The following is a 24,460-nucleotide window of genomic DNA, read 5'->3' as shown; positions in this document are numbered from 1 at the left end:
GCCCCCGCCACCGCGACGACCGGACGCCCCGCCTCCGTGCACGCTCTCGCCGTCATCGCCGTACGGGAGCGTCCGCTGGTACTCACCGCTGGCGCCGACGGCCGGCCCCGCGCCTTCGATCTGCGCGAAGGCACCCCCTGCGGACCGGCGTTCACCCCCGCGACCACGCCGGTGCAGGCCCTGGCGACCACGTTCCTCGACGACGGACCGGTCCTCGTGTCGGCGGGCACCGACGGCCTGCTGAACCTGTGGGACGTGGAGAGCGGCGCGCGTCGGGGCCTGCCACTGGCCGGGCACGTCGGCGGGGTCAACGCGCTGGCCTGCACGACGGTGGGCGAACGACCGGCCGTACTGTCATGCGGCGACGACGGCAGCCTGCGCTCATGGGACCTGGCGACGGGACTCCCGCTCGCCCCGCCCGTGCAGGCCCATCAGGGCTGGGCCACCGCGCTGTCCTGCACCATGACCGACGACGGCGTTCCGCTCGCCGTCACAGGAGGGCAGGACGGCGCCGTACGCCTGTGGGACCTGTCGGACCCGCAGCACATACGGGGGTACGGGGACCCGCTGCCTGCCGTCGGCGGGGTGAACGCGCTCGCCTGTGGTGCGGGACCGGACGGACCCCTGGTGGTCTCGGCGGACGACGGCGCCGTCCGCGTCTGGAGTCCGACAGCGCAGGACGCCGTCGTCAGCATCGGTGTGCCGGGCGCGGTGCAGTCGTTGCTGGCGTGCGGCGACCGGTTGGTTCTGGGATGCGAGTGGGAGATCGTCGTGCTGCGCCGCGTCGGCTGACCTCCGGAGACCGCAGGGACGCGATCAGCGCACGCGGGCCAGTTCGGCAGCCACCTCGGGCACGGCCAGGTAGCGCGTCGCCTTGTGGGAGGCGACCAGGCCCAGGCTCACCTCATGATGGGCGTCGATGCCCGGGAACGCGGCGGGCAGGTCGCGGGGGATCGCCACGACGTCCCCGATGTCGGCGATGTTCACCCACCGTCTCACGCCCGGCGGTCGCTGCCCGATCCGCTCCTCGTTGCCCGGTCCCAGGGACAGGCGGTCGCGGATCGCCCCGGGCAGGCCCAGCGGCGAACCCAGCGTGATCAGCAGATCGAGCTCCACCGGACGGTGCCACAAGGTCTCGTAGGCGACCACGCTGCCCAGCGAGTGCGCGATCAGCGCCCTGGGTCGTCGGCGCTCCAGGACCGCGCTGAGCTCGTCTCGCACGTTCGCACGCCGCTGCGAGGCGGGATGGTCCAGGTATGTATCGGCCTCTCGGCAGAACAACACCACCACCCGTCTGGCCAGGTCGCCGTGACGGCGGGCGATCCACTCGGCGATCTGGCGCACCGGCAGCCCGGCCCGGCCCATGAGGACCTCGTCGGGGGCGCCGAGCGCTGCTGCCCAGTCCGCGAGCATCTGCCGGCCTGTCGCCCCCAGGAGTTCCGGGTCCTCGGCCGTCGCTCCCTGAGCCGTGCCCAGATGCAGCAGATGCGCGTAGTAGGCGGCTTCAAGGCCGCCTTGCTCGTAGGAACGGCCGTCGTAATCGGTGCCCAGTGCCGCACCCCATTCGGCGGCCAGCGCCTGCGCGGCCCCTTCCGCGCTCCCGGCCTGCGCAAGGTAGCGGTAGCAGCGGATCCCGTGAATGCCGACGATCATCGAACCCCCGGACAACGCTCGCCTGACCTCGTGGGGTCCAGCGTAGGACAGCAACTACCGCTCCATCGGCAGAATTTGATTCTCGACCGGCGATCTCGGGCGCCCGAGAAAACCGCCGGCACGCTGGGACCATCGCCATCCATCTTGAATGCTGAGATGGTTATGTCCACCATGTGATTACCCTCTTGGGATGGGTCCCGCGTTCTGCCACGATCCCTATCAACCAGGTAGGAAAACTAGGAATCGGGGGGTGGCCGTGGGAGCGCTCAGCTGCGCAGACCGGGTGCTGTCCGTGCTGACTTCGCGTCGTCACATCGACTTCGCCCGTACGTCCAGCGCCATCTGTCGGACCGTCTGAGACCTCAACGCGTCATGCCACACCTCCTTGATCGCCCCTCCTTCCCTGAGAGGACACCTCCGTGTCTGCCGCAAGACCGCTTACGACTCTGCGCACCCTCGCCGTCATGGCCACGCTTCCGCTCCTGCTCACCGCATGCGGCTACGGCTCCGCATCGACCGACGACAGCAAGCAGGCCCCGGCTGCCGCGGCAGGCGCCAAGAAGCTCTCCGCCGACGAAGTGAAGATCGGCTACTTCCCCAACCTGACGCACGCCACCGCTCTGGTCGGCGTCCAGGAGGGCCTGTTCCAGAAGGAGCTCGGCGGCACCACGATCAAGGCCTCGACCTTCAACGCCGGCCCGTCCGAGATCGAGGCGCTCAACGCCGGTTCCATCGACATCGGCTGGATCGGCCCCTCCCCCGCCATCAACGGCTACACCAAGTCGGGCGGCAAAAACCTGCGGATCATCGGCGGTTCCGCCTCCGGCGGCGTGAAGCTGGTCGTCAACCCGAAGAAGATCAAGTCCCTGGACGACGTCAAGGGCAAGAAGATCGCCACGCCTCAGCTCGGCAACACCCAGGATGTCGCGTTCCTCAACTGGATCGCGGACCAGGGGTGGAAGGTGGACGCCGAGAGCGGCAAGGGCGACGTCTCCGTCGTCCGCACCGACAACAAGATCACCCCGGACGCCTACAAGTCCGGCTCCATCGACGGCGCCTGGGTTCCTGAGCCGACCGCCTCGAAGCTGGTTGCCGAAGGCGCCAAGGTGCTGCTCGACGAGTCGACGCTGTGGCCCGACAACAAGTTCGTGATCACGAACATCATCGTGTCGCAGAAGTTCCTGAAGGAACACCCGGATGTCGTCGAGGCCGTCCTGCGCGGCTCGGTGAAGACGAACGCGTGGATCAACGCCAACCCCGAGAAGGCGAAGACCTCCGCCAACTCTGCGCTGGAGAAGCTGTCCGGCAAGGCGCTGCCCGCCGACGTCATCGACCCGGCCTGGAAGTCCGTCACGTTCCTCGACGACCCGCTGGCCTCCACCCTCAACAGCGAGGCCGAGCACGCGGTCAAGGCCGGTCTGCTGGACAAGCCCGACCTGAAGGGCATCTACGACCTCGCACCGCTCAACAAGGTCCTCAAGGCCGAGGGCAAGACCGCGGTCGACGACGCCGGTCTCGGCGCCAAGTAACGACCACCGGTCCCGACGAGTTCCCAGGAGGTGACGACCATGGCCGCCACATTCACCAGCACGGTCGAGGACACCACGGCGGTGACGTACGCCGCCCGTATCGAGCACGTCTCGAAGTCCTTCCCCGTCCGGGGCACGCCCGGCGGATCGCAGCTCGTGCTGGACGACATCACGCTCGATGTCGCACCGGGCGAGTTCGTCACCCTCCTGGGGGCCTCGGGCTGTGGCAAGTCCACCCTGCTGAACCTGGTCGCGGGACTGGACCGGCCGTCCGCCGGCTCGATCGGCACGGACGGCCGGCCCGCCCTGATGTTCCAGGAGCACGCCCTGTTCCCGTGGCTGACCGCGGGCAAGAACATCGAGCTCGCGCTGAAACTGCGCGGGGTCGCCAAGCCGGAGCGCCGTCAGGAGGCGGAACGGCTGCTGGGACTCGTACGGCTGGAAGGCGCGTACGGCAAGCGGGTGCACGAGCTGTCGGGCGGCATGCGCCAGCGCGTCGCGCTGGCCCGGGCGCTGGCCCAGGACAGCCGACTGCTGCTGATGGACGAGCCGTTCGCGGCGCTGGACGCCATCACCCGGGACGTCCTGCACGATGAACTGACGCGCATCTGGCAGGAGACGGGACTGTCGGTGCTGTTCGTGACGCACAACGTGCGTGAGGCGGTACGACTGGCCCAGCGCGTCGTGTTGCTGTCCTCGCGGCCGGGGCGGATCGCCCGGGAGTGGACGGTCGGCATTCCGCAGCCGCGCCGCATCGAGGACAGCGCGGTCGCCGAGCTGTCCGTCGAGATCACCGAAGAACTGCGTGGGGAGATCCGCCGCCATGGCCAGCACTGACACCGGCGCCGACACCGAGAAGGACGGCGCCACGGCACTCGGGGACCGCCGGACGTCGAGTGATCTCGCGGGAGTGGAGGCCGGGCTCGACGCCCTGGACTCCGTGCAGGCCGGTGGTCCTGCGCCGCTGCGCGAGACGCTGATACGCAAGGTCCTGCCCCCCGTCACCGCCGTGGCACTGGTGCTGGTCGTCTGGCAGGTGCTGGTGTGGGCGCACGTCGCCCCCGACTACAAGCTGCCCGCGCCCTCCGACGTGTGGGGCGAGGTGCACGACGCCTGGACCCAGGGCACGCTGCTCGGCTACATCTGGACCAGCGTCTCGCGCGGTCTGCTCGGCTTCCTGCTGGCGCTCGCCATCGGTACGCCACTCGGCCTGCTGGTCGCCCGGGTGGCGTTCGTCCGGGCGGCCATCGGTCCCATCCTGTCGGGCCTGCAATCGTTGCCGTCGGTGGCCTGGGTGCCGCCCGCGGTGATCTGGCTGGGCCTCAACGACTCGATGATGTACGCCGTGATCCTGCTCGGCGCGGTCCCGTCCATCGCCAACGGCCTGGTCGCGGGCATCGACCAGATCCCGCCGCTGTTCCTGCGGGCCGGCCGGACGATGGGCGCGACCGGTCTGCGCGAGGCGCGGCACATCGTGATGCCGGGGGCGCTGCCCGGCTATCTGGCGGGACTCAAGCAGGGCTGGGCGTTCTCCTGGCGGTCACTGATGGCCGCCGAGATCATCGCCTCCTCACCTGATCTGGGCGTCGGCCTGGGCCAGTTGCTGGAGAACGGGCGCAACAACTCCAGCATGTCGCAGGTGTTCCTGGCCATCTTCCTGATCCTGCTCGTCGGCATCGCCATCGACCTGCTGATCTTCAGCCCGCTGGAGCGGTGGGTACTGCGCAGCCGTGGCCTGCTGGTCACCCGCTGAGCGAACGGATCACGAGCGACACGGAGTGCGCGCCCGACCCGTCGGCCACGCGCACTCGGCACCGGCCCGCACAGGCGTCATCGCCGCACGCGGGCCGGTTTCGTCGTGTGCGCAGGAGGCGGGTTCTGCCGACGTCGGGGCGCGGGTGAATCGGGTGAGCGTGATCGCGGTACAGAAAGTGCCGCCGAGATTGATCTCGGTGGGCCGGCACCCGACCTGTCGTGGCGCCGTCGCGGCAGGCGTCACGACAGCTCGGGTGCGCTCTCCCGGGCGGGATCCTCGGATGCCGGGTGGTCCGGACCGCCGTTCGGAGCGGCGGCACGCAGCGCCGCTTCGACCCGGCGGTTGCTGGTCATGGATGCCGTGACGGCCGTCATCGTCAAGAGGAGGCCGGCGGCGGCGTAGAGCGGGGTGCGGATGTCGTAGGTGGTGGCCAGCCAGCCGCCGAGGAAGGCCCCGACGGGCGCGGCACACATGGCCAGCATGCGGGAGGTGGAGGCGACGCGGCCCATCAGGTGGCCCGGGACTATCGCCTGCCGGAGGGAGGGCCCGAGCACCATCGTGGCGCCCATGCCGGCCCCGCAGACGGCGAGCGCCAGCCCGGCCACGTACGGGTTCGGGGCAGCGGCCAGGCCCAGGATGGCAAGCCCTTCGACGGCGGCCGTACAGGTCAGCGCGGTGCCGGTGCCGAGTCGTCGGCCGAGGTAGGAGGCGATGCCCGCACCGAGCAGGCCGCCGGTGGCCTCCGCCGTGAGGAGCAGACCGAAGCCATAGGTGTCGATGCCGAGGCGGTCGTGCGCGAAGAGGGCGAGGACGGTCTCCACAGCGAGGAAGGCGACGTTCCCGACCGCCGGGCGCAGCGCCAGCCCGAGCAGCACCCGGTCCCGGAAGACGTACGAGGCCCCGGCCCGCGCCTGCCGAAGCAGCGACTCGCGGACCTCCGGCACGGGCCGGGGCATGGCGGGCAGCGTACGTACGAGCAGCGCGGAGAGCAGGAACGACACCGCGTCGGTGAGCAGCGGAACCGCCCGCCCGAGCGCGAGCAGCGCACTGCCCGCAGGTGGCCCCGCGAAACCGGACATGGCGGTCTGGGCGCCGCGCAAGCGGGAGTTGGCGCGCTCCAGGAGTGCGGGGTCGCGGCGGAGCAGCTCCGGCAGATAGGCCGTGGCGGCCGTATCGAAGAAGAGTTGGCCGAGGCCGAGCAGGAAGGCGACGGCCGCGAGCAGCGCGACGCTCAGCACGTCGAGCGCTGCCGCCGCCGCGGGTATCGCGAGCAGCACCGCACGTGCCGTGTCCGCGACCCACATCGTGCGTCGGCGATCCCAGCGGTCCACCAGCGCACCGCCGAGCACCCCGAAGAGCAGCCACGGCAGCGTCCCGGCGGCGGTGACGACGGCGAGCGCCATCGGATCCCGCGTCAACGTCAGCGCGATCAGCGGCAGCGCGGCATGCGTTACCCCGTCGCCGAGCGAGGAGATGGTCTGCGCGGTCCACAGCCGTCCGAACCCGGTCGGCAACTTCCGGCTGTCCGAGGTCACTTGGCGCCCTCCTCGGCCTGTCGGCGCGGTGCCGGGTGGAACAGGGCGAAGACGAGTGACGCGTCCGGCAGCGACGGATCGGACAGCGCCTGGTACTCGTCCGCCAGTTCCTGCAACCGCGCTCCCAGCTGGGCGAACTGCTCCTCGGTGAGCCGCAGATGCGCCATCCGTACGTGCCGCTCGCCAGCTGCGGGCGCTGCTTCCAGGTCCGCCACCGCGTGCCGCATCAGCACATCCGGCCCTCCCTCGCCCGGATCCGGCAACACGATCGACCGCGCGGCCATCGCGTAGTACCGCTCGGTGACTCCCCGGACCTTTCGCGTCCGTACCACCTTCACCAGGCCGGCCCGCTCCAGCAGCCGTACGTGATAGCTGGAACTGCCCTTCGCAAGGCCCACCCGCTCGGCGAGCTGCGTGATCGTCGCAGGCTCGAAGCGGAGCGCGGCCATGATCCGGTGACGCGTGAGATTGGAGACGGCGCGCAACTGTTCGTCAGTGGTGACGTGAAACGTCTCGGGAACATCATCGGCAGGCATGCAAGCAATGGTCAACAGTTCTTGACCATTGCGCAAGGGGATTCGCGCGGACTCCCGGAATCCGCTGTCCGCCCCGGCCGTTCCATCGCCTCGATCACCAGGTTCCTCGGCGCTTCCCCGGGCACCCGTCGCGGGCAGGCCGCGGCCCTGGCAGATCTTCCCGTCCGTACGACGAAACCCCAGGTCAGATGGACATCTGGTCATGTGTCAGGTGGCGCAACACTCCGGCAACACCGCTTTCCCTACCAGATAGGTATGGTCCGAAGCATGTCACCCGCCGACCGTGTCCGAGACCGCGCCGACCAGGGCGCGAGCACCGTCGCCGCCCACCGTGCGCGGCGGCGGCTGCGTGCGGACCGGGCACGCCAGCTCGCCGACCTGATCCGCCACCAGCTCCTGGCCGGGAGGTTCCCGGACGGCGCGCTTCCGCACGAGACGACCCTCGCCGCGGACTACCGCGCCTCGCGCAACACCGTTCGCCAAGCCCTCGACCTGCTGCGCGCGGAGGGCCTGGTCGAACGCCTCCCCGGCGTCGGCACGGTCGTCGTGGCCCAGAAGTTCCCCCACGGACTCGACCGTCTGATGGGCCTCGCGGAAACCCTGCGCGAACACGGCCAGGTCACCAACGAGGTCCGCACCGTGGGCCCGGTCCCCGCCCCGTCCCCGGTGGCCGACCGCCTGCACGTCCCACCCGGCACCGACGTCCTGTACATCGAACGTCTGCGTCGGCTGAACGGCCTGCCCCTGTCCCTCGACCTCACGTACATCCCGCTCGACATCGGCGCCGCCCTGCTCGGCGAGGACCTGGAGAACACGGACATCTTCCGGCTCCTGGAGACGCTCACCGGCACCCCTCTCGGTCATGCCGAGATCAGCCTGGAGGCGGTGAACGCCGACGCCCACTCCGCCGCCGTACTTCAGGCACCGCGCGGTGCGGCCGTGCTGATGCTGGAACGTCTCACGTACCTCGCCGACGGGCGGCCCGTCGACCTGGAATTCATCCGCTTCCGCGGCGACCGCATCTCGATGAGCGGTCTGCTGCACCGCTCCCTGTAAACACCCTGCTCGCGCACCTACCTGGAGACAGCCATGCCCTTGGCGCCCCAGCGGGCCGACGTGCCCGTGACCATCGACGAGTCGAAGTGCATCGACGGCTGCACGCTCTGCGTGGACATGTGCCCGCTGGACTCCCTCGCCATCGACGACAGCAGCGGCAAGGCGTACATGCACGTCGACGAGTGCTGGTACTGCGGCCCGTGCGCGGCCCGCTGCCCCACCGGAGCCGTCACGGTCAACATGCCATACCTGCTGCGGTGAAAGGCCGAACTCCCATGAAACGCATCGCACTTGCCGCAGCCGCCGGCCTGCTGCTGGCACCGCTGACCGCCTGCGGCGGCGACGCGGCGGGCGCTGACGGCTCCACCGTCACGGTCACCGTCGGCTACCAGTCCAAGACCATCAACACGGTCACCGCGGGCACCCTCCTGCGCTCGCTCGGCTACTTCGAGAAGCAGCTGAACTCCCTCGGCGACGGCCGGACTTACAAGGTCGACTGGCAGGACTACGCCACCGGCGCCCCCATCACCGCCCAGATGACCGCGGGGAAGATCGACATCGGTTCGATGGGCGACTTCCCGCTGCTCATCAACGCCGCCCGAGGCAAGCAGCTGAACCGCCCCACCCATCTGGTCTCCGTCACCGGCTACAACCTGCGCGGCGGCCTCAACACCATCGTCACCGCACCCGACTCCAAGCTCACCTCCCTGAAGGACCTCAAGGGCAAGAAGGTCTCCACGAGCGTCGGCTCCGCCGCCGACGGCACCCTCGTACGGGCCTTGCAGCGCGCCGGCATCGACCCGAACGACGGCATCGACAAGCTCAACCAGCAGCCCGCCGTGGGCGCTTCGGCCCTGGCCGCGGGCAGCGCGGACGCCCTCTCGCAGTTCGTCGCCTGGCCGGGCCTGCTCACCTACCAGGGCAGGGCGAAGGCCCTCTACGACGGCGCCCAGCTGAACCTGCCCACCTTCCACGGCGTCACCGCCCGCGAGGACTTCGCCAAGAACCGTCCGGCCGTGCTGGAGGCCTTCCTCAAGGCACAGGCCGAGGCCACGGACTACCTCGACACCCATCCCGTGGCCGCCGCCGAGAGGGTCGCCAAGGCCACCGGCCTGCCCGCCGAGGTCGTCTACCTCTACAACGGCGCCCACGGCATCTCCACCTTCGACCCGGCCGTCAAGCCGCAGCTCGTCTCCGCACTGAAGCAGGACGTGTCGGTCCTGAAGGCGGCCGAGCTGACCGGCGACATCGACGTGGACTCCTTCGTCGACGACCACTACGTGAAGAAGGCCCTCGGGGCGTCGTACGCGAAGCAGCTCGCCGCCGTCCCGCCCGCCGCCGCGAGCGAGACATGGCCCAAGGGCGCCCAGGAGACCAAGGCCTTCGCGTCCCCGGCCAAGCTGCTGGCTTACGTCGCCGCGCACCCCGGCGGCATCCGCGCCGCCTACGTGCCTGACGCCACCACCGGCACCCTGTGGTTCGCCGACAAGGCGCTCTGGGTGGCCGACGGCGACAAGCTCGTACCGTTCGTCGCCCCGGCGACCGCGCAGGCGTATGTCTTCGCGCACGCCGGTGCCCGTGTGATCACCTACGCCGAAGCCCTGGAGCGTGCCGCATGAGCCGGCCCGCGCCGCGAACGGGCCGCAATCGGCGACCATTCAAGCCGATCGGCCGGTACGCGCTGCGGGTGGGCGCCGTCGCGGCCGCCCTCGGCCTGTGGCAGCTGCTGACCGTCCTGGACGTCGACCTGTGGCTGCGCTTCTCGCAGTTCCCCACGGTCACCGACGTGGCCGACGCCTTCGCCGACCGCCTCAGCGGGGCGGACTACTGGAGGGACCTCACCGACAGCCTGACCCGCATCGTCACCGGATTCCTGCTGGCGGCCGTGCTGGGCGTGGCGGTCGGCGTGCTCGTGGCCCGCTCTCGGCCGGCCGAGGACCTGCTGGGCCCCCTGCTGGAAATGGTCCGTCCGATCCCGGCGATCGCCCTGGTGCCGGTGGCGATCCTGCTCTTCCCCTCCAACGAACAGGGCATCGTCTTCATCACGTTCACCGCGGCCTTCTTCCCGGTCCTGGTCTCCACCCGGCACTCCGTGCGGGCGCTGATCCCCGTATGGGAGGAGGCCGTCCTCACGATGGGCGGCGGCCGGTGGCACATTCTCGGCTCGGTCGTCCTGCCGGGCGCGCTGCCCGGCATCTTCGGCGGTCTGTCGGTCGGCATCGGCGTCTCGTGGATCTGCGTGATCTCCGCCGAGATGATCTCCGGTCAGTACGGCGTCGGCTACCGCACCTGGCAGGACTACACGATCGTCTACTACCCCGGCGTCTTCGTCGGCATGGTCACGATCGGCGCCCTGGGCTGGCTCACCTCCACGGCCGTCGAGCTGGTGGGCCGCCGTCTGACCCGCTGGCTGCCTCGCACGTCGTACATCCCCGCAGCCCGGCCGACCACGCCGCGCACGCCCGCGCACGCCCGCCGGGCCCCCGCCGCCGTACGCACCGCACAGCCCTCCGACACCGAGGAGGCACGCGATGAGCACCTCGTCTGAGACCAAGCCCGAACTGCGTACGGTGGACCGGGCGCCGTCGTCCCCACGCGGTACCCGGCTCACCCTCCACGCCACAACGCTCGGCCGCCCCCACGCCCCCGTCCTGGCCGACGTCGACCTGGACATCGCGCGCGGAGAGATCCTCACCGTCGTCGGCCCCTCCGGATGCGGCAAGTCGACCCTGCTGCGCAGCCTGGCGGGCCTGCTGCCCCCGCTGGCCGGAGAGATCGACCAGGACGGGCACCGTCTGGCCGGCCCGTCCGCCGAACGCGCCCTGATCTTCCAGGAGGACGCCCTCCTGCCCTGGCGCACCCTGCGCGCCAACGTCGAACTGCCGCTCGCCATCCGCCGCGTCCCGCGCTCCCGACGCCGCGTCGAGGCCGAGGAGTGGCTGACCCGGGTCGGACTCGCCGACCACGCGAGCCAGTTGCCCCACCGCGTCTCCGGCGGACAGCGCCAGCGCGCCCAGTTGGCCCGCGCCCTGGCCGGGCATCCGCGCGCCGTCCTCATGGACGAGCCGTTCGGCGCCCTCGACGCCCAGACCCGGGCCGGCATGCAGGACCTGCTGGTCGAGGTGCTGCGGGGCACGGGCGCGACCGTCGTCTTCGTCACCCACGACGTGGACGAGGCCCTCTTCCTCGGCGACCGCGTGGCCCTGCTCGGCGCCGGCCGCCTGCTCGCCGTGAGGGACGTACCGCACCCGCGCGAGCGCACGGCCCACGACGACGCGGCCCGCGTGGCCCTGCGCCGCGACGTCCTCACCTCGCTCGGCACGTGAAAGGCACCCCGGTGAACCCTCGCGCGAACACCTCCTCCCAGACCCTCCCGATCCCCGCCCTCACCGATGCCGAGGAACTGACCTGCGACGTCCTCGTCATCGGCGGCGGCACCGCCGGCACCATGGCGGCCCTGACCGCCGCCGAGCACGGCGCGAGCGTCCTGCTGCTGGAGAAGGCGCACGTGCGCCACTCCGGCGCCCTCGCGATGGGCATGGACGGCGTCAACAACGCCGTCATCCCCGGCCGCGCCGAACCCGACGACTACGTCGCCGAGATCACCCGCGCCAACGACGGCATCGTCGACCAGTCCACCGTCCGCCAGACCGCCATCCGCGGCTTCGCCATGGTGCAGCGGCTGGAGTCGTACGGCGTGAAGTTCGAGAAGGACGAGCACGGCGCGTACGCGGTCCGCCAGGTCCACCGCTCCGGCTCCTACGTGCTGCCGATGCCGGAGGGCAAGGACGTCAAGAAGGTCCTGTACCGGCAGCTGCGGCGGCGCGAGATGCGCGAGCGGATCCGCATCGAGAACCGGGTGATGCCGGTGCGGGTGCTGACGGCGGGCGAGGGTGAGGACCGGCGGGCGGTGGGGGCGGTCGGCTTCAACACGCGCACGGGCGCGTTCGTGGTGGTCCGTGCGGGCGCCGTGATCCTGGCGACCGGCGCTTGCGGCCGGCTCGGACTGCCCGCCTCCGGCTACCTCTACGGCACCTACGAGAACCCCACCAACGCGGGCGACGGCTACGCCATGGCCTACCACGCAGGCGCCGAACTCACCGGCATCGAGTGCTTCCAGATCAACCCGCTGATCAAGGACTACAACGGCCCCGCCTGCGCCTACGTCGCCAACCCCTTCGGCGGCTACCAGGTGAACCGGCACGGGGAACGCTTCGTCGACTCCGACTACTGGTCCGGCCAGATGATGGCCGAGTTCGCAGCCGAGATCGCCGGCGACCGGGGCCCGGTCTATCTGAAGCTGAGCCACCTGCCGGAGGAGTCGATCTCGGCCCTGGAGTCCATCCTTCACTCCACCGAGCGCCCGACGCGAGGCACCTTCCATGCCGGCCGGGGCCATGACTACCGCACCCACGACGTCGAGATGCACATCTCGGAAATCGGCCTGTGCGGCGGCCACTCGGCCTCGGGCGTACGCGTAGACGACCATGCCCGTACGACCGTGCCGCGCCTGTACGCAGCCGGCGACCTGGCCTGCGTACCGCACAACTACATGATCGGCGCGTTCGTCTTCGGGGACCTGGCCGGAGCGGACGCGTCCCGGTACCGGGCCTACGAAGGCGAGTTGCCCGGCGACCAGTTGCGCGAGGCGCACGAGCTGATCTACCGCCCGCTGCACAACCCGGACGGTCCACCGCAGCCCCAGGTCGAGTACAAGTTGCGCCGCTTCGTCAACGACTACGTCGCCCCGCCGAAGTCCGGCACCCGTCTCTCCCTCGCTCTGGAAGCCTTCGAGCGGATGCGGGACGACATCGCCGCGATGGGCGCCCGCAGCCCGCACGAACTCATGCGCTGCGCCGAGGTCACCTTCATCCGCGACTGCGCGGAGATGGCCGCACGCGCCTCCCTGGCCCGCACCGAGTCCCGCTGGGGCCTCTACCACGACCGCATCGACCACCCCCGGCGTGACGACACGTCCTGGTTCCACCACCTCGATCTGCGCAAGTCCCCGTCCGGCGCCATGGAGTTCACGGCCCGCCCCGTGGCCGCCTACCTGGTCCCGGTCGACGGCTTCACCCCGGCCGGCGGCCCCTCCCGGCACCTGGGCGAGGTCCACGCCGAACAGGTGGCGACGGCAGGGGCCCGGGAAACGGCGCCGATGGCATTGCGGCAGGAACCCACCGCGGCCGACCCGGCCGACCACCCCCGGGCCGGCGCGGACGCGCAGGCCGCACCTCGCCTGCTCGAACTCCTCGCTCTCGCCGAGAACGAGCCTGATCTCTCCATGCTCGCCGCCTACTTGACGGACCCCGACGCCGGCGTGCGACGGATGGCCGTCACGGTCCTGACGGAGACCGTGCCGCCAGGCACGGGACCGGCACTGGCTTCGGCGCTCACCGATCCCGACGCAGGCGTCCGCGCCGCCGCAGTCGCCTCACTGCGCGAACTGGCCGAGACACTGCCACCGGAACCGGCCCTGCGCGACGGCCTCGCCGCCGCCCTGTCCGCGGCCGACCCGGCCGTGCGTGCCGCCGCACTGGACGTGCTGCGCGCCCTGCGGCTCGGTGACGCCGAGCTGTTCGCGCTCTCCCTGTCGGATGGCGACATCGCCGTACGCATCGCGGCCGTCCGCGCGCTGGTGTCGGTCGACGCCGGCGTCGAGGTGGCCCGCGCAGCGACCGTCGAGCCCTCCCGCGAGGTCCGCGTCACGATCGCCAAGGCCCTCGCCGCCATGGACACAGGCTCGGACATCGCCCGCTCGGCCCTCGCCGCGCTCGTCGACGATCCCGACGCCCTGGTGCGGGGGGCGGCCTACGAGGCTCTGGGCACGACGGGCTGCCCGCCGGCCCTGGCCACCCGCGCCGAGGCGGCCCTGTCGGACCCGGCCTGGCAGGTCCGGGCCGGCGCCGCCACCGCGCTGTCCGCCGCAGCCTCCGACCTGGCCGTCCCGGCCCTCGCCAAGGCCCTCACCGACCTCAACGCCGACGTCCGCAAGGCCGCCGTACTGGCCCTGACCCGGCACCGCGCCATCGAGGACGCCCGAGCCGCCCTGGCCACCGCGACGACGGACTCGGACGCGGACGTCAGGGCCTATGCGGCGCGGACGCTGTGAAGATCAACGGGCGCAAGCGGGATACGGCGACCATGCCGACGACCGCGAGGCCTGGGCCCTCGACCGCCTCAGACTCACCCTGCCTGTCGGTCGAGGGCAGCCGCTGGAACCGCTCCTGAGGTCCGTACCCCGATCAGCTCCCGCCGACGAACCCGTTACGGACGAAACCAAGGTCGACGGGCGTCGCCGGTGCACCGACTTTCCGTACGTCAGCGAGCAGCTCGGGCAGCTGTGGCGGCCACAACGGCTCACGGCCACCGGACAGATCAGCCGGCGACCACCATCGCCACCGCAGAATCCTGTCTGCGGCATGCGCGGCAACAAGGTCGCCGGCTGGATCCCGGCGGGGACCATGCGTGAGGAAGATGTGCTCGTGCTGGCGAACCCGCACTCCAGCCCTGGTGAAGTCGTGTTCCCACAGGCACAGCAGGGTGCCGTCGATCTCCACGTCGGTCCATCCGGTCTCCTCGCGCAACTCGCGCTCAGCGGCCTGCAGTGGCGATTCGCCCGGATCCAGTCCGCCGCCGGGCATCGCCCAGTGAACGCCGACCTCCTCGTTGTCGTACCGGAACATGAAGACCGATCCTGCCGGGTCCAGGACCGCGACTCTGGCTGCTCGTCTGGGTGTCCGCATCGAGCCAGCCTGCCAGTGCCGAACACCACTGTCGATCATGCCTGCGGCCGGGCATTCGGAGGGTTTCCCTACCCGAGCACGCGATGAGCGATCCACCCGCAGCAGGCCGTCGAGGCCCGCGGCGCGTTCCTCACCCGGCGCCGCCCGAGCCGCCGACAACTATGACGACAAAGAGGTTCGCATCGACCGTCTCACTGGATCGGAGGGGGATGCAGTCCGGACAGAGGAAACCGAGCGTCTGCGACTGCGCACTATCCAGGCCGGCCGGCTCGGTGTCCTGCTCGCGTCGCTCACCGGGCCTCGGTCAGGGATTCGTCCAGGCCTCGGGGTCCTCCGCGAGGCTCAGGACCTCGTCGGGCAGCTTGGCCGTGGCCACGTGGGCCAGGGTGACCTCGCCGAGGATCTTGCGGACGTTGGCGCGTGCGGCGATCCACAGCGGCAGCAGCGACTCCGCGGGACCGCTGTAGGACAGCTCGGGTGGGCGCACTCCGCGCACCGAGACCAAGGGGCCGTCCGCGACACGGATGACGTCGGCGATGGCGATCGACTCCGCCGGGCGGGCGAGCCGGTAGCCGCCGTTGCCGCCCCGCTGGCTGACCACGAGACCGCCCCGGCGCAGGTCGCCGAGGATGCCCTCCAGGAATTTGTGCGGGATGCCCTGCGCCGCGGCGATCGCCTCGGCCTTGAGCGAGGCCTCGCTGCCTGCTGCGGCCAGCTCCAGCGCCGCCCGCACCGCATAGTCCGCCCGCGCCGAGATCCGCATGGCGCCATTATCCCTCACTGTTGTGCCAGCCCTCGCACCGGTCGCCCCTGGTCAGGCGGGAAGGGCGAAGGGCGGGTGCGCGCCGTTGAGGAAGTAGTCGCCCACCTCGCGCAGTCTGTGGGCGACCGGCTCGCGCAGGGTGTGGGTGCGGGCATTGCGCCAGAACCGGTCGAAGCCGTGCCGCGCGGAGGCGGCATCGGCGCCGATGACGTCCAGGGCACGCGTGGTGATCTCCTGCGCCGCCCGGGAGGCGGCCGACTCGGCCACGCTCGCGAGGACGGCGATCTCCGCGCACTCCTCGAAGTCGAGATCCTCGCCTCGTACGAGGCCGTGCACCAGGGCATCCACCGCCTGCTCGGCGAGGGCGGACGCGGCACGTGCGACGACCGTGAGCTCGCCGTACACGGTCAGCGCGTGCGGATCTTGCGGCGGGCTGTCCGGCCAGGGCTGAGGCGAGAAAGGCTGCCAGGAGGACCGCATGCCCCTTCCACACTCACGCACCTCGGCCAGCAGGCCTTCTGCCACGCCCAGACAGAACTGGACGGAGACCAGTCGCGCGGTCGGCGCGGCCAGAGAGGCGAAAGGTGACAGGACGCTCTCGTCCGGCGAGAGGGTGCCGAGCACGTCGTCGGCCGCGACCAGCACGGACTCGAACTCCACGCCGCCACCGGCAGCCAGTCGCTGGCCGAAGGAGTCCCCGCCGCTGCCGCCCACGACGCCTGGGCGGGCCGGGTCGACCAGGACGGCCCACGGCTCACCCGTGCCGTACCTGGCGGCTCGGACCACCAGCCGGTCGGCGATCCCGACTCCGGTGGCATACCTCTGGTAGCCGTTGAGCAGATAGCCGCCCGAGGTGGGGGTCAGGATGAGGGGAGGTTCATGGGAGGCGATACCGCCTCCCCAGCACCACTGCCCCGCCGTCGACTCCCGATCGATGCGGGCGGCACGGGCGCGGTCGGCGAAGAACCGGGCGCTGCGGGACAGGAAGTAGTGGTTGCCCAGCAGGTGGCCGATGGCGCCGTCGGCCGCGGCGACAGTCCTGATGACCGCGTAAGCCGTGCGCCAGTCCGCGCCGCCTCCCCCGAGATCGGCCGGCGCCGACAGGGTCAGCAGTCCCGACTCGCGCAACCGCGCCACCTCGTCGAGCGGTGCCTTGGCGGCCTGTTCACGCTCGGCCGCGTCCGTGGCCAGGTCGTCCGCGATCTCACGGGCGATGTGCAGCCAGTCGGCCTGTTCGGTTGCCGTGTCGGTCACCTCGTCCGCCTTCACCGGTATGCCCTCGCCCGCTTCATGCGGCTGCGGCTGTCGCTGCAGCTCGGTGCTGTGGTCATGGCGTCTTCCTTCAGGGCGGGGGGCCGAGGACGACGCGGTGCCCGGCGAGGCGGCGTGGGGGTGCAGCGATGCGTCGGCTTCATCATCCTCACCCTCCTCTTCGACCACCGTCAACAGTTTCCCTAGTAATCCGATAGGAAAACTATGAAAGCTGTCGCGTTCCGGCTGATTCACGCTCCCGGATGGCGAGTTCCCGCTGGCCGGCAACCGAGTGGCCGTCACTGACCCGGGCCCTGCCGCCGCGCCGTGGAGGCGTGCACCGAGCATGGCGTCGCCGGAAGGCTCCAAGAGCCTGCCGCGGTCGCGCAGTTCCGGAACGACGAGGTCGACGTAGGTGCCCGAGGCAGTGGCGCAGACGAGGTTGAAGCCGTCCACGTCGGTCTCCTCGGCCTAGGCCCTGTTCGCAGGCGACCGCCGCCTGGAAGTCCACCGTCGCGGGACCGATGCCGCGGCTTCAACGAACCAGCTGTGCCACGTAGTTGGGGATGCACGCAGCCGCGATGCGCGCCCGGGACCTGGCCGGTCGCGGGCGCGTGTCGGCTCTCGGCTCTGTTCAGACCCGAAGGGGTGCGGCATCGCGGGCGGGCAGTTCGAGTCCGAGGTTCTCGCGGAGCGTGGTGCCGGTGTAGTCGGCGGCGACGATCTTTCGCCTGCGCAACTCGTGCAGAAGGCCGTTGACCACGAAGTCGTGCTCGCGTGGGTCTCCGAGACCGCCCAGCGAGATCACGTCCAGAACGCCTGCGCGGAATCGTTCCTCGACGGCGTCGGCGAGTTGCTCCGGCGTCCCGGCGGCGGCCCAGTGCCCGGTGTCCTGCGCCGCGATGATGAGCTCCCGCAGGGTATGGCCCTGCCGCGCGTAGCCGGTGAAGATGTCGACCCTGCCGCGGCGGCGGTTCACCGCCGCCACGTCGGGCAGCAGGCTCTCCGGCAGCGCCGCGTCGAGCGGGAGCTCCGACAGGTCGACTCCGCCGCCGAGCATGTCGGCCAGCTGGGCACGGCCGCGTTCGAAGTCGATCGACTCCCGCCTCTCGCGTACGAGCCGCTTCGCCTCCGCTTCGGTGGCGCCGTACGTGGCGTGGAGCGAGCTGAAGATGAGCGGCAGTCCGTCGCCCCGTCCCAGGGTCCGGGCCTGGTCGCGGATCTTCCGGGTGAAGTCCAGCGCGTGGTCGAGGGTGGGCAGCGACGTGAACACGATCTCCGCGTAGCGGGCGCCCAGCGCGGTCCCCGCCGCGGACTGACCGGCCTGTATCTGGACCGGGCGTCGTTGCGCCAGCGGCGGGATGTTCAGCGGACCCGTCACGCTGAAGAACCGGCCGGAGTGGTGGATCGGATGCACCCGGTCGCGGTGCAGCACCGCCTTGCCGTCCGCACCGACCGTCAGGGCGCCGGGTTCCCAGCTGTCCCACAGTGCGTTGACCACGTCGAGTGTCTCCGCGGCGCGCGCGTAACGTTCCTCGGGGCTGGGCAGTTCGCCGGCGCCGAAGTTCTCCTCGCCGACCGAGGAGGTCACCAGGTTCCAGGCGGCCCGCCCGTTGCTGACGTGATCGAGGGTGCCGAAGAGCCGGGCCAGGTTGAACGGGTGATGGAAGGTGCTCGACACCGTCGCGATCAGACCGATGCGCGAGGTCACCTGGCTCAGCGCCGAGACGAAGACCAGCGGCTCCTGCGAGCCGATCGCCCCCTGAGCGTCGAACCTGAGCAGATCGGCGGTGAACAGGGCGTCGAACCGGGCTGCCTCGGCGAGCTTCGCCACCCGCACGGCAGTGTCCAGAGTGGATCGGGTCGGGTCGATCGCCAGGTCGTACGTCTCGGACACGCCACCGGCTCCGGTCACGGTCTTGAGTGTTCTGGGCTGCTTCGCGCTCACTGCTCGTCCATTCTCGTCGATGCGGGCGGCATGCCCGGGGCGGCATACGCGGACATCCGGGGCTGTCCGGAGGGGCGCTGTCAGGGATGGGTGAACACCCGGATATGCGGGATCAGACCCGGCCGGGCGTCACAGGTACGCAGAAGGCTGTCGGCAGGACGCCGAAGGGCAGGGTCAGCGACAGAGCGCGGCGTGGGTCCGGCACAGGTCGATGTGCCGTCGCATCGTCCGGACCGGCGGCACAGCCGCGACCGGTCCGGCCTGCGATGCCCCCACCCTGACTCCCATCGGCCCTGGCCCAAGTACCCGGCACTGCGCGGATCACGGCCGTGGCCGCCGCGGCTTCCACACGCCGGATCGCGCAGCACGACGATTGATCAACGACCTCATGATGTGCGACTGGAGCACAGGGCCGCAAGGCCGCCTTCCGCGCGAGCGAGGTGCCGGACCCGCAGCTGTCCGGCGACCACGCCACTCCTGGAACGCTTGCGCCGAGTGGCAGAGGCCCGGCTCAGGCAGCCCCGCCGCCTGCGGCTCCGCCTTTTCTTCGCCGCCGCCCAACTCGTCACCACCGGCCACCGCCGCATCCTCCGCCTCGCCGGACGCCGGCCCTGGACCGACGTGATCACCGACGCCCTGGACCGGCTCCACGCCCTCCCGAACCACGGATGACCAGCGCCTTCCCATCCCCGCGAGCAGAACGAGCCCACCGGAGCCGTGGAACCCGGCGCCCACCCGACGTGACAGCCGGGCGCTCAACCTGCCCAAAGTCCGAAATCACCATCAAGACTCACCACAAAGGCCCCGTAGGCTGACGGGGCCTCATGATCGATCGAGGCTTATAGGTGAGAAACCAACTAGTTTTCAACGGTTCGGTTGTTCCGGATCTGTTGGATGCGAGAAACGGGGAAAATTCTTGTTCCGCCGATTACTCTCCGCAGTAGTGGTGATGGCCGGACTGGCAGCGGCACTTGTCGTTCCGGCCGCCGCCACCGATTTCCCTGCGGCCACCACGCCCTTGATCAGCTGGAACATGCAGGGGTCCGATAACCAGGCAGCCACCGGCAGTAAGTGGACCAACACGGTCCATCGGCTGGCGTTGCAGGTGCCGATCCTGATGCTTCAGGAGGTCGGCCCGCAGCCGCCTGAGAACAGCGTCCAGCAGCCCAACCAGACCTTCACCACAACCGACAGCCAGGGCGCCACGCATCAGTACACCGTGCTGCACTCGACGTGGATCGTCGGCAGCGGTTACCGCAACACCATCCCGACCCGTGAGGTCTACTTCCTGCAGTCCGACGACGACGCGACCAACCCGCGCCGGATCGGCGGCCGGGTCAACAACGCGCTCGTCCTGACCGAGGCGCCCGACGAGCTGATCGTCGTCGGCAACCCGGTCGACGCCGGCCGGAACGCGCTCGGTGCGCGGTTCGGCAACGAGTGGTACTTCACCATGCACGGCCTGTCCGGCGGTGGCGGTGACTCCGGGGCGATGCTGGACGCCATCGACGACCAGATCGAGCTCCTCGGGAACCAGCGTGGCGTCACCTACCACGCCACGGTCGGTGGCGACTTCAACGTCGAGCCGCGGATCCTCGCCAACCGGGACAGCTTCCCTCCGACCATGCGGATCAACAGCTCGGGTCTGGGGACCCACCAGAACGGTGGTGAGCTGGACTACTTCGTCAGCACCCACACCAACCAGGCGCCGACGGTCACGGTCCGGCCCGAGGGCAACTCCGACCACCGGCCGGTCCAGTCCGGCCAGCTCAACGCGGCCGGGACCGACCCGTCGCCCAACCCCAGCCCGTCGCCCAGCGCCAACCCGGCGATCGACGAGCTCCGGGTGATGCCGACCGGTGACGGGATCACGGCCGGTGTGCACAGCACCGACGACGGTGGCTTCCGGGACTACCTGAAGTCCATCCTGAAGGGCCTGACCGCCATTGCGGTGGTCGGTGGCACGGTGGCCGGTTTCATCTTCAAGCGCACGGACTTCGTCGGTGACCTGAAGAACGGCAAGCGCGGCGACCCCGACCACATGGGGTTCGACGGCAAGGGAATCGACGACATCAAGGCCCAGTCGATCCCCGCGTTGCAGACGCTGCGGCCGAACATGATGACCCTGGTCGCGGGCACGGCCGACCTGGCCGGCGGCGCCGACGGTACGGCGACGGCCGGGAAGATGCGGAGCTTCCTGGACGCGATCTACCGGGCCTCGCCGACGACCACGGTCCTGCTCGGGACCCTGCCGCCGTCGACGAACCCGACGTACCAGACCCGAATCGACGCCTACAACAGCGCGCTCCGCACGATGGCCTATGCCAGGATCAAGGACGGCGCGCGGCTGGTGCTGGTCGAGCTGGGCTCGGTCACCCCGCAGGACATCACCGACGAGATCTACCCGACCGACGTCGGCTACCAGAAGATCGCGGACGCCTTCGGCGAAGGCGCTCGGATCGCGGTCCTGCAGCACATGATCAGCGGCCGCTCGTACGCCTGGGAGCCGATCGGCAAGATCCGGGATGCCGCCGCGACCGGCTCGAAGATCGACTTCCCCGACCTGAACGGCGATGGCAAGGCCGACTACGTGGTGGTCGGTACGGACGGCAAGGTCACCGGCTGGCGCAACGACGACCCGCGCAAGGACGCGGTCTCGCTGGGCGACATCAGCCCGGCCGACCGCGGGAACAACCCGGCGCTGGTCTACTTCGCCGACCTGGACGGTGACGGCAAGGACGACTACATCCGGATCCTGCCGCCGGTCGACTCGCCGACCGGCATCCCGGCGATGCGGATGTCGCGGAACACCAGCAGTGGCGGCAAGATCAGCTGGGACAGCGCGACGATCGTCGCGAACAACCTCACCTACGAGCCGGAGCTGTACTTCACCGACCTCGACGGTGACGGCCGTGACGACCTGATCACGCTGGACCGGATGAGCTTCCCGACCGCCTGGCAGAACAAGGGCAAGGGAATGCCGACTCCGGGCGGCTGGGACAAGGTCGCGGGTTTCGCCACTCCCGGTGAGTCGCGCGGCGCGCAGGTCGCCTTCGCCGACATCACCGGTGACGGCAAGGCCGACACGGTCCGGGTCGAGTACACCACCGGTGAGGTCCGGGCCTGGCAGAACACCGGCGCTCCGTGGAGCGTCACCACCGGCTGGAAGTCGCTTGGCGTGATCCGCGCCGACGATCCGTTCCAGGGCACCTACGGGACCTTCGCCGACCTGAACGGCGACGGGATCGAGGACTTCGCCATGACCCGCTCCGGTACGACGGCGAAGACCGCCGTCAAGACCGTCAAGACCGCCGCCAAGGCGGCCGTGGCGAGTGGTGCCGGTGACATCGAGGGCTGGCTGGTGCCGAGCTACGGCGATGGCAGCCGCAGCGACGGCGGTGCCGGTGATCTCGGTGTCAACGGTGGTGTCGGTGACCCGATGGAGTCGCACCCCGGCGGCGACGACGGCGGTTCGCGGCCGGATGCGTCCGGCGACTGCCGGCCGGACGGTCTGGCGACCACGCCGGGCGTAGCGACGCCGTACTGCAAGGTCTACCAGAGTGACGGCCGGGAATGGCTCGGTCAGGGCCGGAGCCACCGGGTCGTGGGCTACTTCAACGGTGGCCGCACGGGCGCCGACGGCACGCCGCACTACCTGGTGAAGAACATCCCGTGGTCGAAGGTGACCCACCTCAACTACGCGTTCGCGTCGGTGGAGAACAACAAGATCAAGGTCGACTCGAACGCCACCCAGAAGGAGTGGCCCGGCGAGGTCGGCGCCGAGATGGATCCCTCGCTGCCCTACAAGGGGCACTTCAACCTGCTGACGAAGTACAAACGCCTGCACCCGCGGGTGAAGACGCTGATCTCGGTCGGCGGCTGGGCCGGTTCCCGTGGCTTCTACGCGATGACCACCAACGCCGACGGCTCGGTCAACCAGGGCGGGATCGACACGTTCTCGAGCTCGGTCGTGGACTTCCTGCGGACCTACGGGTTCGACGGTGTCGACATCGACTTCGAGTACCCCACGGTCCTCGAGGACACCGGCAATCCGACCGACTGGGCGGTGTCGAACCCGCGTCGCAAGGGTCTGCCCACGACGTACGCCGCGTTGATGAAGACACTGCGGGACTCGCTGAACCGGGCTTCGGTCGCGGACAACAAGTACTACCTGCTCACCTCGGCGTCGACGGCCTCCGGCTACCTGACCCGCGGGATGGCGAACCAGACCGCGCTGAAGTACCAGGACTTCACCAACCTGATGGCCTACGACTACCACGGCACCTGGAACGACGTCGTGGGTCCGAACGCGGCGCTGTTCGACGACGGCAAGGACCCGGAACTGACCGACCAGTACGCCACTCCGGAGTACGGGAAGATCGGTTACTTCAACACCAGTTGGGCGATGAAGTACATGCGCGGCGCCATGCAGGCCGGGCGCGTCAACATCGGTGTGCCCTACTACACGCGCGGCTGGCAGAACGTCACCGGCGGTACGAACGGTCTGTGGGGCAAGTCGCAGAAGTCGAGCGGCTGCGAGCCGGGTACGGGCGTCAAGCGGCCGTGTGGTGACGGTGCCTTCGGCATCGACAACATCTGGCACGACGAGACCAACAGCGGCAGCGAGCTCGGCTCCGGGACGAACCCGCTGTGGCACGCCAAGAACCTCGAGAAGAACATCACGCCGGTCTATGCGCGCAGCGTCGGGCTGACGCCGGAGACCGACATCACCGACCGGCGCACGGGCCAATACACCCGGTACTGGGACGACACCACGAAGACGTCGTGGCTGTGGAACGCCGAGAAGAAGGTGTTCCTGTCGACCGAGGACGAGCAGGGCATCGACGCGGTCACCGATCTGGTCAAGTCGACCGGTGCGGGCGGCGTGATGATGTGGGAGCTCGGCGGCGACTACTCCTGCCCGGCGGACGTCCAGCCGGACACCCCGTGCGGAATGGGGTACACGCTGACCACCCGGCTGAACGAGAAGCTGGGCAATATCGGCGCCTACGACAACAGTCTGCGCACCGGCAGCAGTGGTGTCGCGCCGACGGTGACCGCCAACCTGAGCGTCGAGCTGGTCAACTACCCGACCGCCACGGCGAACCTGTGGCCGTTGCAGCCGACCGTCCGGATCACCAACAACACCGGGCGCACGCTCGGCGGCGGCAAGGACACGAAGCTGTCGTTCGACATTCCGGCCTCGACGTCATGGCTGGTCAAGGACGGCAACTGGCAGACCGACGCCCAAGGTGGCCAGTGGAAGCTGACGCCCGGTACGACGCTCCACCGGATCAGCACGACGCTGGACTACTGCCAGATCATCCCGGCCGGGAAGTCGCTCGACCTGCCGATCATCTACTACCTCCCGATCACCGGTCCGGTGAACACGAGCCTGTCGATCGGCGGCACCGCGTACGCGCCGGTGACCGACAACCTCAAGGGACTCGGCACGGCGACCCCGCCGGCCGGCGGCTGTAGTGCCGGGAACTGGGACGCGACCAAGATCTACTCCCCGGCCAGCCAGCCGATCGAGCAGACCACGGTCAAGTACAACGGCAAGGTCTGGAAGGCCAAGTGGGAGACGAAGGGCAGTGCCCCGGGCACCGGGGCCGACGCCGACCACGAGCCCTGGAAGCTGATCGGCAACGCCAGCTGACCGTTCCCGGCCACCCAGCCTGACACTC

General features: G+C 70.1%; 19 protein-coding genes and 1 pseudogene. 12 read left to right on the top strand and 8 right to left on the bottom strand.

The genetic code is table 11. The features are described 5' to 3' along the window. Positions 1–792 (top strand): WD40 repeat domain-containing protein (locus tag FNH09_RS14060; RefSeq protein WP_476691267.1); only part of this gene is annotated, 792 nt, incomplete at its 5' end. A 24-nt stretch (positions 793–816) separates the two neighbouring features. Here FNH09_RS14060 and FNH09_RS14055 read toward each other — a convergent pair. Then, positions 817–1,653, bottom strand: a complete 837-nt coding sequence (locus tag FNH09_RS14055) for an alpha/beta hydrolase family protein (protein ID WP_152887697.1) — start codon at positions 1,651–1,653, stop codon at positions 817–819. A 464-nt stretch (positions 1,654–2,117) separates the two neighbouring features. Between FNH09_RS14055 and FNH09_RS14050 the strand changes: the two genes are divergently transcribed. From FNH09_RS14050 to FNH09_RS14040, 3 genes are read left to right on the top strand one after another with little or no spacing between them, the layout of a single operon-like run. After that, positions 2,118–3,182, top strand: a complete 1,065-nt coding sequence (locus tag FNH09_RS14050; RefSeq protein ID WP_152887695.1) for an aliphatic sulfonate ABC transporter substrate-binding protein — start codon at positions 2,118–2,120, stop codon at positions 3,180–3,182. A gap of 39 nt (positions 3,183–3,221) precedes the next feature. Continuing rightward, the gene (locus FNH09_RS14045) at positions 3,222–4,019 is read left to right on the top strand and encodes an ABC transporter ATP-binding protein (protein WP_152887693.1); all 798 of its coding nucleotides are present in this window, start codon (positions 3,222–3,224) and stop codon (positions 4,017–4,019) included. Beyond that, complete coding sequence (locus FNH09_RS14040; protein WP_152887691.1) at positions 4,006–4,935, top strand: ABC transporter permease; 930 nt, start codon at positions 4,006–4,008, stop codon at positions 4,933–4,935. Before FNH09_RS14045 ends, FNH09_RS14040 begins: the two co-directional genes overlap by 14 nt. Positions 4,936–5,177: 242 nt before the next feature. Here FNH09_RS14040 and FNH09_RS14035 read toward each other — a convergent pair whose 3' ends face one another. Then, positions 5,178–6,473 carry an MFS transporter gene (locus FNH09_RS14035; RefSeq protein ID WP_338017567.1) on the bottom strand — a complete coding sequence of 432 codons (1,296 nt, stop codon included), beginning with the start codon at positions 6,471–6,473 and terminating at the stop codon, positions 5,178–5,180. Beyond that, positions 6,470–7,009, bottom strand: coding sequence for an ArsR/SmtB family transcription factor (locus tag FNH09_RS14030; RefSeq protein ID WP_152887689.1), 540 nt, complete (start codon positions 7,007–7,009; stop codon positions 6,470–6,472). The genes FNH09_RS14035 and FNH09_RS14030 overlap by 4 nt, the downstream gene beginning before the upstream one ends. 267 nt (positions 7,010–7,276) lie before the next feature. Here FNH09_RS14030 and FNH09_RS14025 point away from each other — a divergent pair, with 267 nt between their 5' ends. The 6 genes from FNH09_RS14025 to FNH09_RS14000 are packed head-to-tail and all read left to right on the top strand — an operon-like array spanning position 7,277 to position 14,177. Continuing rightward, on the top strand, positions 7,277–8,065 hold the full coding sequence (locus FNH09_RS14025; RefSeq protein WP_152887687.1) for a GntR family transcriptional regulator: 789 nt from the start codon (positions 7,277–7,279) through the stop codon (positions 8,063–8,065). A 33-nt stretch (positions 8,066–8,098) separates the two neighbouring features. After that, positions 8,099–8,326 (top strand): 4Fe-4S dicluster domain-containing protein, encoded by a 228-nt coding sequence (locus FNH09_RS14020; protein WP_016437651.1) that lies wholly within the window; start codon positions 8,099–8,101, stop codon positions 8,324–8,326. Between the two features lie 14 nt (positions 8,327–8,340). Beyond that, positions 8,341–9,684 carry an ABC transporter substrate-binding protein gene (locus FNH09_RS14015; RefSeq protein WP_152887685.1) on the top strand — a complete coding sequence of 448 codons (1,344 nt, stop codon included), beginning with the start codon at positions 8,341–8,343 and terminating at the stop codon, positions 9,682–9,684. Further along, positions 9,681–10,613, top strand: coding sequence for an ABC transporter permease (locus FNH09_RS14010; protein WP_152887683.1), 933 nt, complete (start codon positions 9,681–9,683; stop codon positions 10,611–10,613). The genes FNH09_RS14015 and FNH09_RS14010 overlap by 4 nt, the downstream gene beginning before the upstream one ends. Next, on the top strand, positions 10,597–11,391 hold the full coding sequence (locus FNH09_RS14005; protein ID WP_152887680.1) for an ABC transporter ATP-binding protein: 795 nt from the start codon (positions 10,597–10,599) through the stop codon (positions 11,389–11,391). Before FNH09_RS14010 ends, FNH09_RS14005 begins: the two co-directional genes overlap by 17 nt. 11 nt (positions 11,392–11,402) lie before the next feature. Continuing rightward, positions 11,403–14,177: a fumarate reductase/succinate dehydrogenase flavoprotein subunit gene (locus FNH09_RS14000; RefSeq protein WP_162468558.1), complete on the top strand. Its 2,775-nt coding sequence runs from the start codon at positions 11,403–11,405 to the stop codon at positions 14,175–14,177. A gap of 133 nt (positions 14,178–14,310) precedes the next feature. Here FNH09_RS14000 and FNH09_RS13995 read toward each other — a convergent pair whose 3' ends face one another. The 4 genes from FNH09_RS13995 to FNH09_RS13980 form a co-directional block, all read right to left on the bottom strand. After that, positions 14,311–14,811: an NUDIX hydrolase gene (locus FNH09_RS13995; protein WP_152887707.1), complete on the bottom strand. Its 501-nt coding sequence runs from the start codon at positions 14,809–14,811 to the stop codon at positions 14,311–14,313. A 304-nt stretch (positions 14,812–15,115) separates the two neighbouring features. Further along, positions 15,116–15,574 carry an RrF2 family transcriptional regulator gene (locus FNH09_RS13990; RefSeq protein WP_152887678.1) on the bottom strand — a complete coding sequence of 153 codons (459 nt, stop codon included), beginning with the start codon at positions 15,572–15,574 and terminating at the stop codon, positions 15,116–15,118. 51 nt (positions 15,575–15,625) lie between these two features. Next, complete coding sequence (locus tag FNH09_RS13985) at positions 15,626–16,828, bottom strand: acyl-CoA dehydrogenase family protein (RefSeq protein WP_338017566.1); 1,203 nt, start codon at positions 16,826–16,828, stop codon at positions 15,626–15,628. A 631-nt stretch (positions 16,829–17,459) separates the two neighbouring features. Next, positions 17,460–18,740 carry an NtaA/DmoA family FMN-dependent monooxygenase gene (locus FNH09_RS13980; protein ID WP_338017565.1) on the bottom strand — a complete coding sequence of 427 codons (1,281 nt, stop codon included), beginning with the start codon at positions 18,738–18,740 and terminating at the stop codon, positions 17,460–17,462. Positions 18,741–19,274: 534 nt separating this feature from the next. Here FNH09_RS13980 and FNH09_RS13975 point away from each other — a divergent pair. Beyond that, positions 19,275–19,445: pseudogene (locus FNH09_RS13975) on the top strand (IS1380 family transposase); the annotation flags it as partial. 192 nt (positions 19,446–19,637) lie between these two features. Here FNH09_RS13975 and FNH09_RS47065 read toward each other — a convergent pair. After that, positions 19,638–19,808 carry a hypothetical protein gene (locus FNH09_RS47065; RefSeq protein ID WP_162468556.1) on the bottom strand — a complete coding sequence of 57 codons (171 nt, stop codon included), beginning with the start codon at positions 19,806–19,808 and terminating at the stop codon, positions 19,638–19,640. On the opposite strand from FNH09_RS47065, the gene FNH09_RS13970 reads away from it, so the two are divergent. Next, on the top strand, positions 19,807–24,432 hold the full coding sequence (locus FNH09_RS13970) for a glycosyl hydrolase family 18 protein (protein ID WP_162468555.1): 4,626 nt from the start codon (positions 19,807–19,809) through the stop codon (positions 24,430–24,432). The genes FNH09_RS47065 and FNH09_RS13970 overlap by 2 nt on opposite strands. Positions 24,433–24,460 lie beyond the last annotated feature (28 nt).

Source organism: Streptomyces adustus, from assembly GCF_009377175.1.
Classification (GTDB): Bacteria; Actinomycetota; Actinomycetes; order Streptomycetales; family Streptomycetaceae; genus Streptomyces; species Streptomyces adustus.
The sequence above is the reverse complement of the archived record's forward strand: the minus strand, read 5'-3'. Positions and strand labels throughout refer to the sequence as shown.

What these genes read in the sequence shown, in the direction of transcription:
- FNH09_RS14055 (WP_152887697.1), bottom strand. Translation starts at nt 1,653, where the DNA reads ATGATCGTCGGCATTCACGGGATCCGCTGCTACCGCTACCTTGCGCAG.
- FNH09_RS14050 (WP_152887695.1), top strand. Translation starts at nt 2,118, where the DNA reads ATGGCCACGCTTCCGCTCCTGCTCACCGCATGCGGCTACGGCTCCGCA.
- FNH09_RS14045 (WP_152887693.1), top strand. Translation starts at nt 3,222, where the DNA reads ATGGCCGCCACATTCACCAGCACGGTCGAGGACACCACGGCGGTGACG.
- FNH09_RS14040 (WP_152887691.1), top strand. Translation starts at nt 4,006, where the DNA reads ATGGCCAGCACTGACACCGGCGCCGACACCGAGAAGGACGGCGCCACG.
- FNH09_RS14030 (WP_152887689.1), bottom strand. Translation starts at nt 7,009, where the DNA reads ATGCCTGCCGATGATGTTCCCGAGACGTTTCACGTCACCACTGACGAA.
- FNH09_RS14025 (WP_152887687.1), top strand. Translation starts at nt 7,277, where the DNA reads ATGTCACCCGCCGACCGTGTCCGAGACCGCGCCGACCAGGGCGCGAGC.
- FNH09_RS14020 (WP_016437651.1), top strand. Translation starts at nt 8,099, where the DNA reads ATGCCCTTGGCGCCCCAGCGGGCCGACGTGCCCGTGACCATCGACGAG.
- FNH09_RS14015 (WP_152887685.1), top strand. Translation starts at nt 8,341, where the DNA reads ATGAAACGCATCGCACTTGCCGCAGCCGCCGGCCTGCTGCTGGCACCG.
- FNH09_RS14010 (WP_152887683.1), top strand. Translation starts at nt 9,681, where the DNA reads ATGAGCCGGCCCGCGCCGCGAACGGGCCGCAATCGGCGACCATTCAAG.
- FNH09_RS14005 (WP_152887680.1), top strand. Translation starts at nt 10,597, where the DNA reads ATGAGCACCTCGTCTGAGACCAAGCCCGAACTGCGTACGGTGGACCGG.
- FNH09_RS13995 (WP_152887707.1), bottom strand. Translation starts at nt 14,811, where the DNA reads ATGCGGACACCCAGACGAGCAGCCAGAGTCGCGGTCCTGGACCCGGCA.
- FNH09_RS13990 (WP_152887678.1), bottom strand. Translation starts at nt 15,574, where the DNA reads ATGCGGATCTCGGCGCGGGCGGACTATGCGGTGCGGGCGGCGCTGGAG.
- FNH09_RS13970 (WP_162468555.1), top strand. Translation starts at nt 19,807, where the DNA reads ATGCAGGGGTCCGATAACCAGGCAGCCACCGGCAGTAAGTGGACCAAC.
- FNH09_RS47065 (WP_162468556.1), bottom strand. Translation starts at nt 19,808, where the DNA reads ATGTTCCAGCTGATCAAGGGCGTGGTGGCCGCAGGGAAATCGGTGGCG.